The sequence below is a fragment of the Mesorhizobium sp. M2A.F.Ca.ET.046.03.2.1 genome (assembly GCF_003952425.1).
GTDB lineage: Bacteria > Pseudomonadota > Alphaproteobacteria > Rhizobiales > Rhizobiaceae > Mesorhizobium.
Map to the genome: position 1 here is coordinate 3,183,072 of NZ_CP034449.1, position 13,782 is coordinate 3,196,853.

General features: G+C 64.6%; 16 protein-coding genes and 1 pseudogene. 5 read left to right on the forward strand and 12 right to left on the reverse strand.

Annotated elements, in window-relative coordinates:
- Window positions 1-19 precede the first annotated feature (19 nt).
- The gene (locus EJ072_RS15270) at window positions 20-661 is read left to right on the forward strand and encodes a LysE family translocator (protein ID WP_126080421.1); all 642 of its coding nucleotides are present in this window, start codon (window positions 20-22) and stop codon (window positions 659-661) included.
- A 34-nt stretch (window positions 662-695) separates the two neighbouring features.
- On the opposite strand, the gene EJ072_RS15275 is transcribed toward EJ072_RS15270, so the two are convergent.
- The 5 genes from EJ072_RS15275 to EJ072_RS15290 all read right to left on the reverse strand — a co-directional run bounded on the left by EJ072_RS15275 (window position 696) and on the right by EJ072_RS15290 (window position 5,296).
- The gene (locus EJ072_RS15275; protein ID WP_210211650.1) at window positions 696-1,940 is read right to left on the reverse strand and encodes an MFS transporter; all 1,245 of its coding nucleotides are present in this window, start codon (window positions 1,938-1,940) and stop codon (window positions 696-698) included.
- A 130-nt stretch (window positions 1,941-2,070) separates the two neighbouring features.
- Entirely contained in the window at window positions 2,071-2,364 is a 294-nt protein-coding gene (locus tag EJ072_RS37510) for a hypothetical protein (protein WP_348526204.1), read from the reverse strand.
- A 48-nt stretch (window positions 2,365-2,412) separates the two neighbouring features.
- Window positions 2,413-2,538 carry a hypothetical protein gene (locus tag EJ072_RS37515; protein ID WP_292256119.1) on the reverse strand — a complete coding sequence of 42 codons (126 nt, stop codon included), beginning with the start codon at window positions 2,536-2,538 and terminating at the stop codon, window positions 2,413-2,415.
- The gene (gene rlmN, locus EJ072_RS15285; protein ID WP_126080422.1) at window positions 2,535-3,767 is read right to left on the reverse strand and encodes a 23S rRNA (adenine(2503)-C(2))-methyltransferase RlmN; all 1,233 of its coding nucleotides are present in this window, start codon (window positions 3,765-3,767) and stop codon (window positions 2,535-2,537) included. Before rlmN ends, EJ072_RS37515 begins: the two co-directional genes overlap by 4 nt.
- Window positions 3,768-3,865: 98 nt before the next feature.
- The gene (locus tag EJ072_RS15290) at window positions 3,866-5,296 is read right to left on the reverse strand and encodes a DHA2 family efflux MFS transporter permease subunit (protein ID WP_126080423.1); all 1,431 of its coding nucleotides are present in this window, start codon (window positions 5,294-5,296) and stop codon (window positions 3,866-3,868) included.
- A 321-nt stretch (window positions 5,297-5,617) separates the two neighbouring features.
- Here EJ072_RS15290 and EJ072_RS15295 point away from each other — a divergent pair, with 321 nt between their 5' ends.
- The gene (locus EJ072_RS15295; RefSeq protein ID WP_126080424.1) at window positions 5,618-5,917 is read left to right on the forward strand and encodes a hypothetical protein; all 300 of its coding nucleotides are present in this window, start codon (window positions 5,618-5,620) and stop codon (window positions 5,915-5,917) included.
- Between the two features lie 180 nt (window positions 5,918-6,097).
- Entirely contained in the window at window positions 6,098-7,447 is a 1,350-nt protein-coding gene (locus tag EJ072_RS15300) for a chloride channel protein (protein ID WP_126080425.1), read from the forward strand.
- 49 nt (window positions 7,448-7,496) lie between these two features.
- Here the strand turns inward: EJ072_RS15300 and EJ072_RS35975 are convergent, their stop codons facing one another.
- The 5 genes from EJ072_RS35975 to EJ072_RS15320 form a co-directional block, all read right to left on the reverse strand.
- Window positions 7,497-8,150, reverse strand: a complete 654-nt coding sequence (locus tag EJ072_RS35975; protein ID WP_127256061.1) for a hypothetical protein — start codon at window positions 8,148-8,150, stop codon at window positions 7,497-7,499.
- Window positions 8,041-8,844, reverse strand: a complete 804-nt coding sequence (locus EJ072_RS35980; protein ID WP_189343310.1) for a hypothetical protein — start codon at window positions 8,842-8,844, stop codon at window positions 8,041-8,043. The genes EJ072_RS35975 and EJ072_RS35980 overlap by 110 nt, the downstream gene beginning before the upstream one ends.
- A 208-nt stretch (window positions 8,845-9,052) precedes the next feature.
- Window positions 9,053-9,559, reverse strand: a complete 507-nt coding sequence (locus tag EJ072_RS15310) for an invasion associated locus B family protein (RefSeq protein WP_126080426.1) — start codon at window positions 9,557-9,559, stop codon at window positions 9,053-9,055.
- Between the two features lie 354 nt (window positions 9,560-9,913).
- A complete protein-coding gene (locus EJ072_RS15315; RefSeq protein WP_126080427.1) occupies window positions 9,914-10,276 on the reverse strand; it encodes a YkvA family protein in 363 nt (120 codons plus the stop codon).
- A gap of 388 nt (window positions 10,277-10,664) precedes the next feature.
- Window positions 10,665-10,958 carry a 4a-hydroxytetrahydrobiopterin dehydratase gene (locus EJ072_RS15320; protein WP_112129091.1) on the reverse strand — a complete coding sequence of 98 codons (294 nt, stop codon included), beginning with the start codon at window positions 10,956-10,958 and terminating at the stop codon, window positions 10,665-10,667.
- A gap of 103 nt (window positions 10,959-11,061) precedes the next feature.
- Here EJ072_RS15320 and EJ072_RS15325 point away from each other — a divergent pair.
- Window positions 11,062-11,575: pseudogene (locus EJ072_RS15325) on the forward strand (low molecular weight protein-tyrosine-phosphatase).
- Here EJ072_RS15325 and thpR read toward each other — a convergent pair.
- Together thpR and EJ072_RS15335 are read right to left on the reverse strand one after the other, a co-directional pair.
- Window positions 11,482-12,075 carry an RNA 2',3'-cyclic phosphodiesterase gene (gene thpR, locus EJ072_RS15330; protein WP_126080428.1) on the reverse strand — a complete coding sequence of 198 codons (594 nt, stop codon included), beginning with the start codon at window positions 12,073-12,075 and terminating at the stop codon, window positions 11,482-11,484. The pseudogene EJ072_RS15325 and the gene thpR overlap by 94 nt on opposite strands.
- 118 nt (window positions 12,076-12,193) lie before the next feature.
- Window positions 12,194-12,856 (reverse strand): arylesterase, encoded by a 663-nt coding sequence (locus tag EJ072_RS15335; protein WP_126080429.1) that lies wholly within the window; start codon window positions 12,854-12,856, stop codon window positions 12,194-12,196.
- A gap of 82 nt (window positions 12,857-12,938) precedes the next feature.
- Here EJ072_RS15335 and EJ072_RS15340 point away from each other — a divergent pair, with 82 nt between their 5' ends.
- The gene (locus EJ072_RS15340; protein ID WP_126080430.1) at window positions 12,939-13,634 is read left to right on the forward strand and encodes an ABC transporter ATP-binding protein; all 696 of its coding nucleotides are present in this window, start codon (window positions 12,939-12,941) and stop codon (window positions 13,632-13,634) included.
- The last annotated feature ends 148 nt before the right edge of the window (window positions 13,635-13,782 follow it).

The following is a 13,782-nucleotide window of genomic DNA, read 5'->3' on the forward strand; positions in this document are numbered from 1 at the left end:
GCGACCCCCGAGGCGACCAATGTCCTTCATTCCCGAGACTTCGACGCTCATCCAGTTCGCCATTGCCACCATCATCCTGGCGATCACGCCGGGGCCTGACATGACGTTGTTCGTCTCGCGCACGCTGAGCCAGGGCCGTGCCACCGGCTTCGCCTCGATGGCTGGCGCGCTCACCGGCACGCTGATCCATACAACGCTAGTGGTGGTCGGCATCTCGGCGCTGATCGTCGCCTCGCCTATGGCCTTCTTCGTGCTCAAGATCTTCGGCGCCGGCTATCTGGTGTTCCTGGCCTGGCAGGCGGTGATGAAGGGCTCGGCCTTTTCACCGGAGAAGCGGACAGGACCGCAGGTTTCGCTGTTCCGCAGTTGGGCGGCCGGGCTCGGCGTCAACCTGCTCAACCCCAAGATCATCCTGTTCTTCATGACCTTCCTGCCGCAATTCGTCTCCGCGCATGATCCGAACGCGTCCGGCAAGCTGTTCTTCCTCGGCGTGATGTTCATCGCGCTGTCGATCCCGGTGACGGCGCCGATGGTGCTGGCGGCGGAAAAGTTCTCGGCGGCGATGAAGGCCAGCCCGCGCGTCACCCGCGTGGTCGATTATCTCTTCGGCTGCGTGTTTTCGGCCTTCGCGCTCAAGATCCTGACCGCGCAGGCGAAGTAGCTGTCGCTCGGCGCTTGCGGCAATCGGCAAGGGTTCAGCGATATATCTTCACCGCATGCCTTGCCAGAGCGATGATCGCCGCGGCGGCGATGAGCGCGCAGACGCCAGGCCATCCCCAATGGCCGTAGATCTTGACGCCGATCCAAGAGCCGGCGCTGCCGCCGAGGAAAACTGAGGTCATATAGGCCGTGTTGAGCCTGCTGCGGGCGTCGGGCCGGATCGCGAAGACACGCGCCTGGTTGGCGGTCTGACCACTCTGCACGGCGATGTCGAGGAGCAGCATGCCCGCCGTGAGCGCCAACAGGCCTGTTGCTCCGCCAAGCCCGCCGCCGAGCAGGACGATCCCCGCCGCGATGCCGGTGAAAAAGGCGAGCGGGCTGACGACGTCGGGACCCTTGCGGTCGATCAGCCGGCCGACGACCGGCGTGCAGAACACGCTGGCCGCGCCGACCAGCGCGATCAGCCCGACCGCCTGGCCGCCGAGATGGTACAGCGGTCCGCCGAGCAGCAAGGCCAGGCTTGTCCAGGCGGCGGTGAAGCCGCCGAACATCAGCGCCTGGTAAAGGCAGGAGCGGCGCAGCTCCGGCTCGTCGCGAAAGAGGATGAAGGCCGCCGCGACCAGCGACGGGTAACGCTGCGAAGATGTCGGCGCCGTCCTGGGCAGCACCAGGCCAAGCAGGACGGCTAAGGCGAACAGCGCCGCCGCGGCGACCAGGTACGGTCCGCGCCAGCCGAGATGCTCGCCGAGAAAGCCGCCGAAGGTGCGGGCCAAAAGAATGCCGGCCAGCAATCCGCTGAGCAGCGTGCCGGTGACCGCCCCGCGCCGCTCCGGCGGCATCAGCCCGGCCGCCATCGGCAGCAGGATCTGCGGCACCACGGTGGTGATGCCCGTCGCCATGCTTGCGACTGCCAGCACCGGCAGCGTCGGCGCCTGGCTGGCGATCAGAAGTGCTGCGGCCGTCAGCGTCAACAGGGTTGCGACAAGCGGACGATGCGGAAGCCGGTCTCCCAACGGCACCAGCAGCAGAAGGCCAAGCGCATAGCTAAGCTGGGCGGTGGTGACGACCAAGGCCGCCGTGTCAGCAGGGACGTGCAGGTCGGACGCGATCAGCAGCGTGATCGCCTGGGGAAAGTAAATGGTGGCAACGCTTACGCCGCAGGCAATCGAGAGGATGAACAGCAGGCCGGCGCCGAGGCCGGAAGGGCTGCGCTCGGCCGGTTGATCGAGCCGTTCGGCCACGGCGGCGGCCGAGCCGCCATTCATTTCACCTTCCGCCATGGCCCTGCTCCTGTCGGTCTTGCCAGAATGTCTCGGCACGGCGGGCCAAATTCGATTCGGGCAGCCTCTTCAAGTCGATGGGTTTTGACATGATCCGCTGCAGAAAAGTCTGCAACTTTTCGTCATCAGCTCAAGGGTCCGCGTCGGCCAGGGGCGGGCGGCGCCAGCTTCCGGCCCAGCGGCCGGCGGAGAGCCAGTAGAAGATGCCGCCGACCATGCCGCAGCCGATCACGGCCAAGCGGACATTCGTCGCGGTGACATCGAAATTGGCGTCGCCCACATTATGCACGAAGCCGAGGAAGACGATGGCGACGACCGCGCCGCCCAGCGCGTAGAACAGCCAGTCGCGCCGGCCAAGCACGTCGGCCGCCAGGATCACGACGGCGGCCGGCATGAAGGCGAAATAGGCGACGAACAGCGCCACGAACGGCACCGAAAAATAGAGCGCCGGCGCGATCGTCGGGTGGCCTGGCTACAGCGCATAGCCGAAATAGCCGAGGAAGAGCGCGTTGAGAAAGGCGCTCGCCGCCAGCGAGCCGACAATATAGCCGATCAGGATGACGGCGAAGCGGACGAGATAGGCGATGATACGCCTCACGCCTCGCCGTGCCCCGCGATCATCATGGCTTCGAGCGCCAGCCGGTCCACCTTGCGCATCCGCTCCGATTCCGACTTGAGCTGGCCGCAGGCGGCGAGGATGTCGCGGCCGCGCGGCGTGCGGATCGGCGAGGCGTAGCCGGCATTGTTTATGTAGTCGGCAAACTTTTCGATCGTCTCCCAGTCCGAGCACTGGTAGTTGGTGCCGGGCCACGGGTTGAACGGGATCAGATTGATCTTGGCGGGAATGCCCTTCAAGAGCTTCACCAGCGCCTTGGCGTCGTCGAGGGAATCGTTGACGTCCTTCAGCATCACATATTCGAAGGTGATGCGCTTGGCGTTGGAGAGGCCGGGATAGGCCTTGCAGGCGGCGATCAGCTCCTTCAGCGGGAATTTCTTGTTGATCGGCACCAGAAGGTCGCGCAGGTCGTCATTGGTGGCATGCAGCGAGATCGCCAGCATGACGCCGATCTCCTCGCCGGTGCGGGCGATCTCCGGCACCACGCCCGAGGTCGACAGCGTGATGCGGCGCTTCGACAGGGACAGGCCGTCGCCGTCGGAGGCGATCAGCAGCGCTTTCTTCACCGCCTCGAAATTGTAGAGCGGCTCGCCCATGCCCATCATGACGATGTTGGACACTTTGCGCCCTTCGGCCGGGACGATGGCGCCGTCCGGCGTGTCGCGGTCGGGGAAATCGCCGAGCCGGTCGCGCGCGGTGAGCAGTTGCGCCAGGATCTCTTCCGTCGTCAAATTGCGCACCAGCTTCTGCGTGCCGGTGTGGCAGAAGGAGCAGGTCAGCGTGCAGCCGACCTGCGAGGAGATGCAGAGCGTGCCGCGGCCTTCCTCGGGGATGTAGACGGTCTCGATCTCGACGGGACGGCCGGCGCCGCGCGGCGGAAAGCGGAACAGCCATTTGCGCGTGCCGTCGGAGGAGATCTGCTCCTCGACGATCTCCGGCCGCGCGACGGTGAAATGCGTGTCGAGCGCGGCGCGCAGGTCCTTGGAGATGTTGAACATATGCGCGAAGTCGGATACGCCGCGCACATACATCCAGTGCCAGAGCTGCTGGGCGCGCATCTTTGCCTGGCGCTCCGGCACGATGCCGGCACTGATGAGCGCCTCGCCGATCTCGGCGCGGGTCAGGCCGATCAGGGACGGCTTTTCGGCCGGGGCTGCGCGGCGCAAGGCGTCACGGGCGCCTTCGGCGGTAAGATCAAGCGAAACGGTCATGGTGGCGCCAATATAAGCGATTTGCGGCCGATTTCAGCACCGGCCTGACAGGAAGCGCGGCGCATAGCACAGCTTGGCGCCGGAGTCATGCGCCGGGCTTACCCTTGAACTTCCGCCTTGCGGCGATGGCCGCTGACCTGCTGGCCATCTTCCGGATGGAGAAAGAAGAATCCCGGGATGGAGAGCAGCGGGATCACCGCCGTCAGCAGGAACGCCCAATGGAACTGGCTCGCCGTCGGCGCATGCACCTCCCCGGAGACGAGGCCGAGCACCATGGCGGCGATCGAAACGCCGAGCGCGACGCTGAGCTGCTGCAGGACGCCGCCCAGGCTGGTGGCGCGGCTGAGGTTCTCGGCCGGCAGGTCGGCGTAGGACAGCGTGTTGGACGACATGAACTGCGCCGAACGAACAATGCCGAAGCAAAAGACATAGAGGCCGATCAGCCAATGCGGGGTGTCGGCGTCGAGCAGGGCAAAGCCCGCCACGGCAACAGAGCCGACCACGGCGCTGCCGCTCAGCACGGCCTTGAAGCCGAAGCGCCGCAGGAAGAAGGACAGCAGCGGCCGCATCAGCAGCGCGCCGAAGCTGCCGACGAAGGTCAGCGATCCGGAGGTGACCGGGCTCATGCCGAAGCCGACCTGCAGCATCAGCGGCAACAGGAAGGGCGCGCCGTTGAGGCCGATGCGGCAGAGCCCGCCGGCCAGCGTGCCGACCCGGAAGGAGCGGAAGCGGAACAGCGTGAGATCGACCGCGGGCGCCGCGACTCGGCGCGCATAGTGGCCGAAGGCGAAGAGCAGCAGGACCGAGGCCGCCAGCACCAGCATGGTCGCCAGCGGCGAAATGATCGGCCTGCCGATATTCTCCAAGCCGAATTGCAGGAGTGCCGCGCCAGTACCCACCATGAGGAAGCCGGCGAAGTCGAAAGGCTGGGCTTCTTCGCCGTGGAAATCGTCGACGAAGTGCAAGGCGGCGAGAATGCCGATGAGGCCGAACGGCACGTTGACATAAAAGATCCAGCGCCAGGAGGCGTAGGTGGTCAAGAGGCCGCCGAGCAGCGGTCCGATGACGGGACCGACGATCGCCGGCAAGGTCATGTAGGTCATGGCGGTGATCAGCCCGCTGCGTGGAAAGGAGCGCAGCAGGATCAGCCGCCCGACCGGCGTCATCATGGCCCCGCCCAGTCCCTGCAGCGCGCGCATGGCCAAAAGCATGCCGACGCTGTCGGCCACGCCGCACAGAACCGAGCCCAGGGTGAAGGTGAAGAGCGCCAGGGCGAAGATCCTGCGGGCGCCGAACCGGTCGGCGAACCAGCCGCTGACCGGGATGAACACGGCCAGGGTCAGGATGTAGGTGGTGATCGCCAGATTGAGCCGGACCAGGGTGGTGTCGAGGCTTTGCGCGATGGCCGGAATGGCGGTGGTGAGGATGGTGGAATCGAGCTGTTCCATCAGGAAGGCGATGGCGACGATGGCCGGGATGATCAGCTTGAGACGCGGGTCGCGCTCGGTCGCGAAGAGATGCTGTTCCAATTGTCCGCCAGTTCCGTCGTGCAGGAAGCGATGCCCGCCCGCCAGCCATCCGCGATCAAGCCGGCGTCGATGTCGTGCGGCCCTGCCGGTCCGGACCCCCACCGCACCGGACTGCTTTATGGCCCGATCGATGCGAAGCGATAGCGATTTCGGCTGGCACAGAGGTCAACAAATCTTGACCCCCCTGCTGCACCGAGGCGCGGCGCTGACGGCTGCCGCCGTCTGAAAATCGATCACATATTCGTGTTGGCGTAACCATTCGCGCTGCGTCGGCGAACCGGAAGAGGGCGACCATGCCCCTCAACAATGGGAGTTGTTCAGATGCACTCGATCAAGTTCGCACTCATTGCCGGTTTCGCCGGTCTTTGCGCCTCGCAGGCCTCCGCCGAGGACACAATGGGCGCCATGACCATGATGAAGGGCGGCCAGGTCACCGCGATCATGCCGGACGGACACATGGGCACCATGATGCCGGACGCCAAGATGAGCGCCGACATGATGAAGATGGCCAAGCCCATCAAGCATTGCATGATGATGATCACCGACGCCAAGGGCAAGGCCTACATGATCGACACGTCGACCAAGAAGGCCCAGGCGGAATGCGAAAAAATGGCGATGTGACCTCGCCGACAGCGCGTGCCGACCTCCCCGCCGGCCGGTACGCCGGCGGGTTATCTGCCTTTGTATCACATCTCCTTGAGCGCCGTTCCTGGACGTTGCCGGCATGGCGTCGGGCTCGTCCTCGCGGGTTGATCGGCGCCGTCATTGTGCTAGGCCGGGCCTACCAGCAAGAGGCTCGTCATGGCCGGCATATCGCGAAAATACCGCATGCTTCGGCGTTCCCACGCCATGTGGGTGTCGCGGCGCGTCTGGCAGCCGCGGCTCGTCTTTTGGGCCGGCGCCATCTCGATCGGCCTGATCAGCGTCCTGTTCGCCCTGCTCGCCGACCGCGCGCAGGCCCTGTTCCATGTCATGACCGGCAATGAGGGCGGCTGGCGCTTCTATCTGCCTTTGATCGTGACGCCGCTTGGGTTCGTGCTCTGCGCCTGGCTGGCGCATTCCTTCCTCCCGGGATCACAAGGCAGCGGCATTCCGCAGGCGATCGCGGCGCGGCATCTGCGCGACGAGGACGATCGCAGCCGCATCCTGTCGCTCAGGCTGGTGGTGGGCAAGATAGCGCTCACCGTCGCCGGCCTCGCCTGCGGCGCCTCGATCGGCCGCGAAGGCCCGACGGTGCAAGTCGGCGCTTCGGTGATGCTGCAGGCGGCGCGCTGGGGCGGCATGGCGCATGCGCGCGGGCTGATCTTGGCGGGATCCGCCGCCGGCATAGCCGCCGCCTTCAACACGCCGCTCGCCGGCATCGTCTTCGCCATCGAGGAAATGGGCCGGGCCTATGAGGCGCGCACCAACGGGCTGGTGCTGACGGCGGTGATCCTGGCCGGCCTCGCCTCGCTCGGGCTGCTCGGCAACTACACCTATTTCGGCGTCGCCAAAGACACGGTCGCCTTCGCCTCCGACTGGCCGCTGGTACTAGCCTGCGGCATCATCGGCGGCGGGGTCGGCGCGCTGTTCTCGCTTTCGGCGTTGAAAGTCATGCGCCGCATCCGGCGCTGGAACGCGCTGCAGCCGCTGCCGCGCGCGCTGGTCGTGGCGGCCGTCTGCGGGCTCGCCGTGGCGGTGATCGGCGTGGCGTCCGGCGGGCTGACCTTCGGCACCGGCTATGCGCAGGCGCGCGGCGCGATCGAAGGCACGCGGCTGCCGGCCTTCTTCTTCGTCGAGAAATTCGGGGCCGGCATGCTGTCGATGGTGTCGGGCATTCCGGGCGGCCTCTTCGCGCCGTCGCTGGCGGTGGGCGCGGGGCTGGGCAGCACGCTGGGCCTGGTCTTCGGCACGGCCACCGGCACCGCGGCACTGCTCGGCATGGCCGGCTATTTCGCCGGCGTCGTGCAGGCGCCGATGACGGCCTTCGTCATCATCCTCGAAATGACCGGCAACCACGACAACGTCATCGCGCTGATGTGCGCGGCAATGCCGGGTTACAGCACGGCAAGGCTCATCTCCAACGAACCGCTCTACCACGCGCTGTCGCGCGTCTTCATCGCCGAGGCGATCCGGCGGCGCAGGGTTGCCGGGGCAGAACAGCCGCTGTGAAAGCGAAGACCGGGTTTGAGCCCCGGCCTGCTTGTCCAAACGCGCCAGCCTATCTGGCAGACGAGATCTCGATTACAATCGGATGATCGCTTAGCAAAAGGTCGAGCGAGGTCGTGTTCTTCACTGTCCGGACAGGATCGGTGCCGACAGTCGGATCATAGATGCTTATGGAAGTCGCCGTGGCGCCAAGGCGCACGGTCACCTGGTCCTGGTCGTTCAACCGTTCGTCCCAGACGACCAGTTGGAACGTCCCGTCACTGCGCCGCAGGAGAAGATCATGAACCGTCGGAGGCTGGTCCGCGATCGTGTAATCCAACGTGCCGGACGTAGCGACCGTACCCTCGTCAGCCAGAATAGTCGTAACGTTGTGAAGGTAGGTCGCGGCCTTGCGGGGTGAATAATCGGGCCTGAAGAAACCGAACGACTGGTTGCCGGCCTCATCGGTGCGGTCCCTCAGCAGATAGACCGAAGTGTAGGCATAACCCCGCTTGAACTGTGCGAAATACAAATTCAACAAATTCAAACCTTGCAACTCTTCGGTGACCGGTCCCTGGATATTGGTTCCCGTCTCGGTCGTGACACGCGGCAGTGTTTCAAGTTGTTCCGGCGGGTAGCCCCGGAACCATTTCGACCATGTCAGACCGAAGTTTCCGAATAGTCCGTCGACCCGCGCAGCATAGGTTGGGTCGGCAGCATCCCACACCCTTGTTGTCGGCCGGATAGGGCGAATGCGGGTGATAGAGGTAGTTGTGTACATTCGCGTAGTCCGCATATCTGGTGCCGTCCGGCATCAAGGTTTCAGCGTCCTGAGGAATTGCAAGAAACTGAAGGCCAACGCTGTCATTTTGCGCTCCCGGTTCCGAAATCGACCCCACGGGGTACTTCGCCAGCGCCGGATCCGTGTTGACCGCGTGGTAAAGGTCTCGCTGCAATTTCGTGACCGCCATCCAGGAGTACCCGCGCCCACCGCCTTTCTCGCCTCGATACTCAACAGCCCAGTTGTTTGGCTCGTTGTTGCCCTCAAAAGCCAGCAGCGCGTCGGCCTGCGCCAATACCTTGCCGGTTTCCATCAACCTCTTCAGGTCAGACCCACCGCTCACCAGTCCCCAACTCAGCCTGGCACCGGTTTGCCGATGCAGTTCCAGAAAGGTCTGCATGGTCGTGGGGCCGTTGTCAGTTAACCCCTCTATTCCCGCCCTCACCCACCGGAAGCCGCAATAGCGGACCATCTCGACGGTCTTAGCCAAAGGCTGGCCCCGGTCAGGAAATGTGCTGACGACACCGATGCTGTTCAGAAAATCCGCGGTCGCAACGGCGGCTCTTGGGTCGGCGCGCGAATCCTGAGACCAAAGAGCCAACATCGCGGCGATCACAAGAGACTGGTGTTGGGCGCTCACGAAGGGTTCCTTCCGGTCCGCTCGCGGGGGAATATGGCTCGGCCTCGGGTTGTCCTCATCTCGCCGGTCTGAGCCATACATGCCCACCATAGCCACCAAGCCGTGCTTGCCGTGACAAGCAATCCGTTTCACATCCTTTCCGGAATTGCTTTCAAAAGCAAAAGGCCGGGCTTGCGGCCCGGCCCTCGGATCAAGACTCGGTCCGTGCTTACTTGCACTTGGCGATCGAGGCCAGCGCGGCCGATATGCCCTTCAGCGAGAAGACGTAGGAGGTGGGGTTGCCGCGGCCCGACTTCGCCTGCACCTTCATGTCGGTGCCCGTCTTCATGGCGGCGATCAGCACCGGCTCCTCGGCGGCGTTCTCGACCCAGGCCGACTTGCCGCGGGTGAACATCGAGAAGCTCTTCTTGTCGATGGTGACGGTGGCCTTCGAGCCTTCCTGGAAGTTGTAGCCGGCGATGAACTGCGGCTCGTAGGAAACCTGCTGTCCGGGACGCTGGCTGACGAAGAAGAACATGTCGCCATGGTCGAGCGACGGCGGCTGCTTGTCGGTCGGCACGGTCAGCACATAGCAGACCTTGCCGGCCTGCGACTGATAGCTGTAGGTGCCCCAGGCGTTGTGCTGGCCGATCTTGGTCGCCTGCTGCGCCAGCGCCGGCGCCGCGAAGGCGGCCGCCAGGACCAGGCTGGAAACTATAGCAATCAATCCGCGCATCGTTCTTCCCGTATTCCAAATGGTGCGGAGGCGGGCCGCGTGGCGTCCTGCCGTCGCTTCATTTTGATTTAATCAGGGTTACCAAACGGTGAATCGTCCTCGACAAAAGGAACTCACCCCAGGAAACCGCCCACCCAAGGCACATCACGCCGAAGGGTTCGAGCGACGTGCTTTGGGTCTCTTTTGTTGTGCATGTCGTTACCCAAAAACCGCTACGCAGTTTTGGGCGACATGCAGTCGCGCCGCCACCGTTGAAAGCGGCTGGCGCGACGTTCCGGCGCGGAGTTGGATGCCACGAAAACGCAAGAGTTTGTCTTTTCGCACGCGCTGATTTGCGGGCTGAGCAAGCTGCCGTCAGCCCTTGTCGGCCAGCGCGTCCTTGGCGGCCTGCCTGTGGGCAGGCGTTATATGGGCGCTGACGGCGGCGATCGCCGCGGTCAGCACGGCAAGGTCGTCGGTGTAGCCGAGGCCGACGACGAAATCGGGAATGAAATCGAACGGCAGGACGAAATAGCCAAGCGCACCGAGCAGGGTGGCCTTGGCGCGCAGCGGCGTGTCCTTGTCCATGGCGCAATAATAGGCGGCGACGACTTCGTCCATGAACGGAATCTGCCGCGCCGCTTTCTTGGCGGTGCGCCAGAATTTTTCACGGATCTCGCCTTCGCCGGCGAGCTTGTCGCCGAAGCCGAAGAAATCGAAACCGGAACCTTGCGTCATCAATCGCTCCTTGGCGGCCGCGCGCAACCCATGCGTGCCGACCGCCGCGAAAGATGTGGTGAAAGCGGGGGGCTGCTGCAAGAGTTTGGGGGTTGGTTGGGCGGAAAATCGGAACGAGATGCCACAGCACTTCAAATGCTGGTTGGTGGCAATCGCCTCAGTTTGGCGATTGGCCGAGCTATTCCTCCGATCGTCATCCACGGGCGAAGCAAGGAGCGAAGCGACGCGCGCAGACCCGAGGATCCATTCCGTTACCTTCGAGCGCCGCTCACGGTGCAGAATTCTGCTCCGCTACAATCCTCGACCACGGTCACGGAATGGATCCTCGGGTCTGCGCTCCGCTTCGCGTCGCTCCGCCCGTGGATGACGAAGTGACGACGTCTCGCCCTCAGTGAAAATACCGGTTCATCCGCTTTGCCAGTTCGATATCCAGCGCCGTCACGCCGCCGGCGTCATGCGTGTTCAGCGTCACGTCGACGGTCTTGTAGACATTGGACCAATCCGGGTGATGGTCCATCTTCTCGGCGGCCAGCGCCACGCGGGTCATGAAGGCGAAGGCCTCTGAGAAATTCTTGAAGACGAAGCTGCGCTTGATCGACGCGCCGTCGGCGGCGAGCGACCAGCCGTCGAGTTCGGCCAGAGCGGCGGCGATCGCGTCCTTGCTTAGTTTTTCTCTCGTCATGATGATTTCCCGTGCTATCTCGAATTTGACCCCACCATAATGCAAGTCGCCCAAAGCTGCTTTGCGGTTTTGGGGTTCCAAATGCACAAACAGCGCATATCGAATGAGCATAAAGTCCATAAATTCCGTTCTGTTCGTCTGCCTCGGCAATATCTGCCGTTCGCCGCTCGCCGAGGGCGTGTTCGCGCCGTCTGGGCCGAGCGTGGCCGGGGCCACGAAATGCTGCTCGATTCGGCGGGACCGGCGGCTGGCATGCCGGCCAGGAGCCGGACCGGCGCTCGATCGCGGTTGCCGCGAAGCACGGCATCGACATTTCAGGGCAGAGGGCACGCAAGGTGCTGCCGGGGGATTTTTCGCGCTTCGACCTGATCCTCGGGATGGACCGGGCAAATGTGCGCGACCTCAAGGCACTGGCGCCGCAGGCCGCGCGAGACCGCGTCCATCTTTATCTGGATTTCGCCACGGGAAGGGCCGCGGACGTGCCGGATCCCTATTATGACGGCGCCGAGGCCTTCGCCTCGGTCTACCGCATGATCCGCGAGGCGTCGGAGGCGCTGGCGAAGCGGCTCGAGGCGAGCGTTTCGGCGACCAGCGGCCAGGCTTCCTCGACGATGTAAGGGCCGCCGCCAACCGAATCGCGCGACGACATCAGCACGAAGCGGCCGACACGGAAGGGCAACGCGGCGAAATTGCCGCGCGCCGAAAGATATTGCGCGACGTCGAGCGGGCTTGCGTTGCGCAGGCGCGCCAGCGTCACATGCGGCGAGAATTTGCGCGGGTCGGCCGGTAGGCCGAGCCGCTGGCAGATGCGGTCGATCTCGCCCTGCAGCGCCGTCAGGTCCGGCGAGGCGGACACGCCGGCCCACACCGCATGCGGCTTCTTGCCGCCAAAGGCGCCGACGCCCGAGAGCGTCATCTGGAATGAGGGGCGGTGAACCCTGTCGAGGGCGTTGGCGATCTCGTCGGCGACATGGCCTTCGACATCGCCGATGAAGCGCAGCGTCAGATGGTAGTTTTCGACGTCGATCCAGCGCGCCCCGGGCAGCCCGCCCCGGAGCAGGGACAAGGAGAGAGCGGCGTCACGCGGAATTTCGAGGGCGGTGAAAAGACGTGGCATGTGAAGCCTCCTGTCCTCGAATCGAAACTCTCGGCCCTAGCGAATCATCGATATCAGCGCGGGGCAAGCGGTTTGTTGTCCACAATGTTTCCCCAGCGGAAAGCGTGGCTTTTCGGTCTCATGACGCACCGCCATTCGCGGCAATGGCCTTCTCGACCACGGGAAGGATACGCTCGACCATGATGTCGACCCCCTTGGGGTTGGGATGCAGGCCGTCTTCCAGCTGCATGTCGGCGTGGCCGGCGACGCCGTCGAGGAAGAACGGATAGAGCGGGACGCCGTATTTCTCCGCAAGCCGCGGATAGATGGCGTCGAAGGCCTTCTGGTAGTCGGCGCCGAGATTGGGCGCGGCGCGCATGCCGGCGAGCAGTACCGGGATCTTGCGCTGCTTCAGCTTGCCGAGCATGGCGTCGAGGTTCTTCTCAGCGATGCCGGGTGAAAGGCCGCGCAGCATGTCGTTGGCGCCGAGCTCGAGGATCACCAGCCTTGTGCCGTCCGGCACCGACCAGTCGAGCCGCGCCAGGCCGCCGCTCGAGGTGTCGCCGGACACGCCGGCATTGGCCACGGCGACGTCGAGGCCCTTCGCCTTCAAGGCTGCCTGCAGCCTGTCGGTGAAACCCTGGCCAGGGCCGAGACTGTAGCCCGCCATCAGGCTGTCGCCGAAGCCGACGATGGTGAAGCTGGCGGCGCGCGCCGACGAAATGGCGCCGCAAAGGCCAAGGAAAAGGATGAGGGCTGCGAAAACGACGGGGGCTGCGGCAAAACGATGTTTGAATGCCATGCGGCGAGCCCCATATGACCGGAACAACCCAAGGAAGGAGACACGGGCCGTCTCCTTTTTCCACATATAGGGCGCTTTTATTGTGACAGAAGCCGTCATCGCGTTGAGGGACGTATCGCTGACGCTCGGCGAGGGCGCGTCCTCCGTCCATGTGCTGAAGGGCGTGAGCCTCGACGTCGCGGCCGGGCAAGCCACCGGCATTGTCGGCCCATCGGGCTCGGGCAAGTCGACGCTGCTGATGGTTCTTGCCGGCCTGGAAAGGGTCGATTCGGGCACGGTTCGGATCGCCGGCGAATTGCTCAACGGAAAAAGCGAGGATCAGATTGCTTCATTTCGAGGGCGAAACATCGGCATCGTATTCCAGTCCTTCCATCTCATCCCCAACATGACCGCGCTGGAGAATGTCGCGGTGCCGCTCGAGCTCGCCGGACATGGCGACCCGTTCGGGGTGGCCGCGCGCGAGCTCGCGGCGGTCGGCTTGAGCGACCGTGTGACGCATTATCCGGGCGAGCTTTCCGGCGGCGAGCAGCAGCGCGTGGCGATCGCCCGGGCGCTGGCGCCGTCGCCGCGCATCCTCATCGCCGACGAGCCGACCGGCAATCTCGACCAGGCGACGGGAAAGCAGATTGCCGATCTTCTCTTCGCCAAGGCGGCAGAACGCGGCATGACGCTGGTGCTGGTCACGCATGACCCGGCGCTTGCCGCGCGCTGCGCGCGCCAGGTGTCGATGCGCTCGGGGCGGATCGAGGACGCTGCTCAGCTTAAAGTGACGGCATAATCGCATGGCGGAGACCCCCTCATCCGGGCCTTCGGGCCCCCTTCTCCCCGAGGGGAGAAGAGATCGCCGGGGCCGGCACCTCCCTCTTCTCCCCACCGGGGAGAAGGTGGCCGCGAAGCGGCCGGATGAGGGGGCCTGGCTCCGGACA

Excerpts from the sequence above, each read along its gene's own strand:
- EJ072_RS15335 (WP_126080429.1), bottom strand. The coding sequence starts at position 12,856 with ATGGCATTCAAACATCGTTTTGCCGCAGCCCCCGTCGTTTTCGCAGCC.
- EJ072_RS15315 (WP_126080427.1), bottom strand. The coding sequence starts at position 10,276 with ATGACGCAAGGTTCCGGTTTCGATTTCTTCGGCTTCGGCGACAAGCTC.
- rlmN (WP_126080422.1), bottom strand. The coding sequence starts at position 3,767 with ATGACCGTTTCGCTTGATCTTACCGCCGAAGGCGCCCGTGACGCCTTG.
- EJ072_RS15300 (WP_126080425.1), top strand. The coding sequence starts at position 6,098 with ATGGCCGGCATATCGCGAAAATACCGCATGCTTCGGCGTTCCCACGCC.
- EJ072_RS15270 (WP_126080421.1), top strand. The coding sequence starts at position 20 with ATGTCCTTCATTCCCGAGACTTCGACGCTCATCCAGTTCGCCATTGCC.
- thpR (WP_126080428.1), bottom strand. The coding sequence starts at position 12,075 with ATGCCACGTCTTTTCACCGCCCTCGAAATTCCGCGTGACGCCGCTCTC.
- EJ072_RS15320 (WP_112129091.1), bottom strand. The coding sequence starts at position 10,958 with ATGACGAGAGAAAAACTAAGCAAGGACGCGATCGCCGCCGCTCTGGCC.
- EJ072_RS15310 (WP_126080426.1), bottom strand. The coding sequence starts at position 9,559 with ATGCGCGGATTGATTGCTATAGTTTCCAGCCTGGTCCTGGCGGCCGCC.
- EJ072_RS15275 (WP_210211650.1), bottom strand. The coding sequence starts at position 1,940 with ATGGCGGAAGGTGAAATGAATGGCGGCTCGGCCGCCGCCGTGGCCGAA.
- EJ072_RS15295 (WP_126080424.1), top strand. The coding sequence starts at position 5,618 with ATGCACTCGATCAAGTTCGCACTCATTGCCGGTTTCGCCGGTCTTTGC.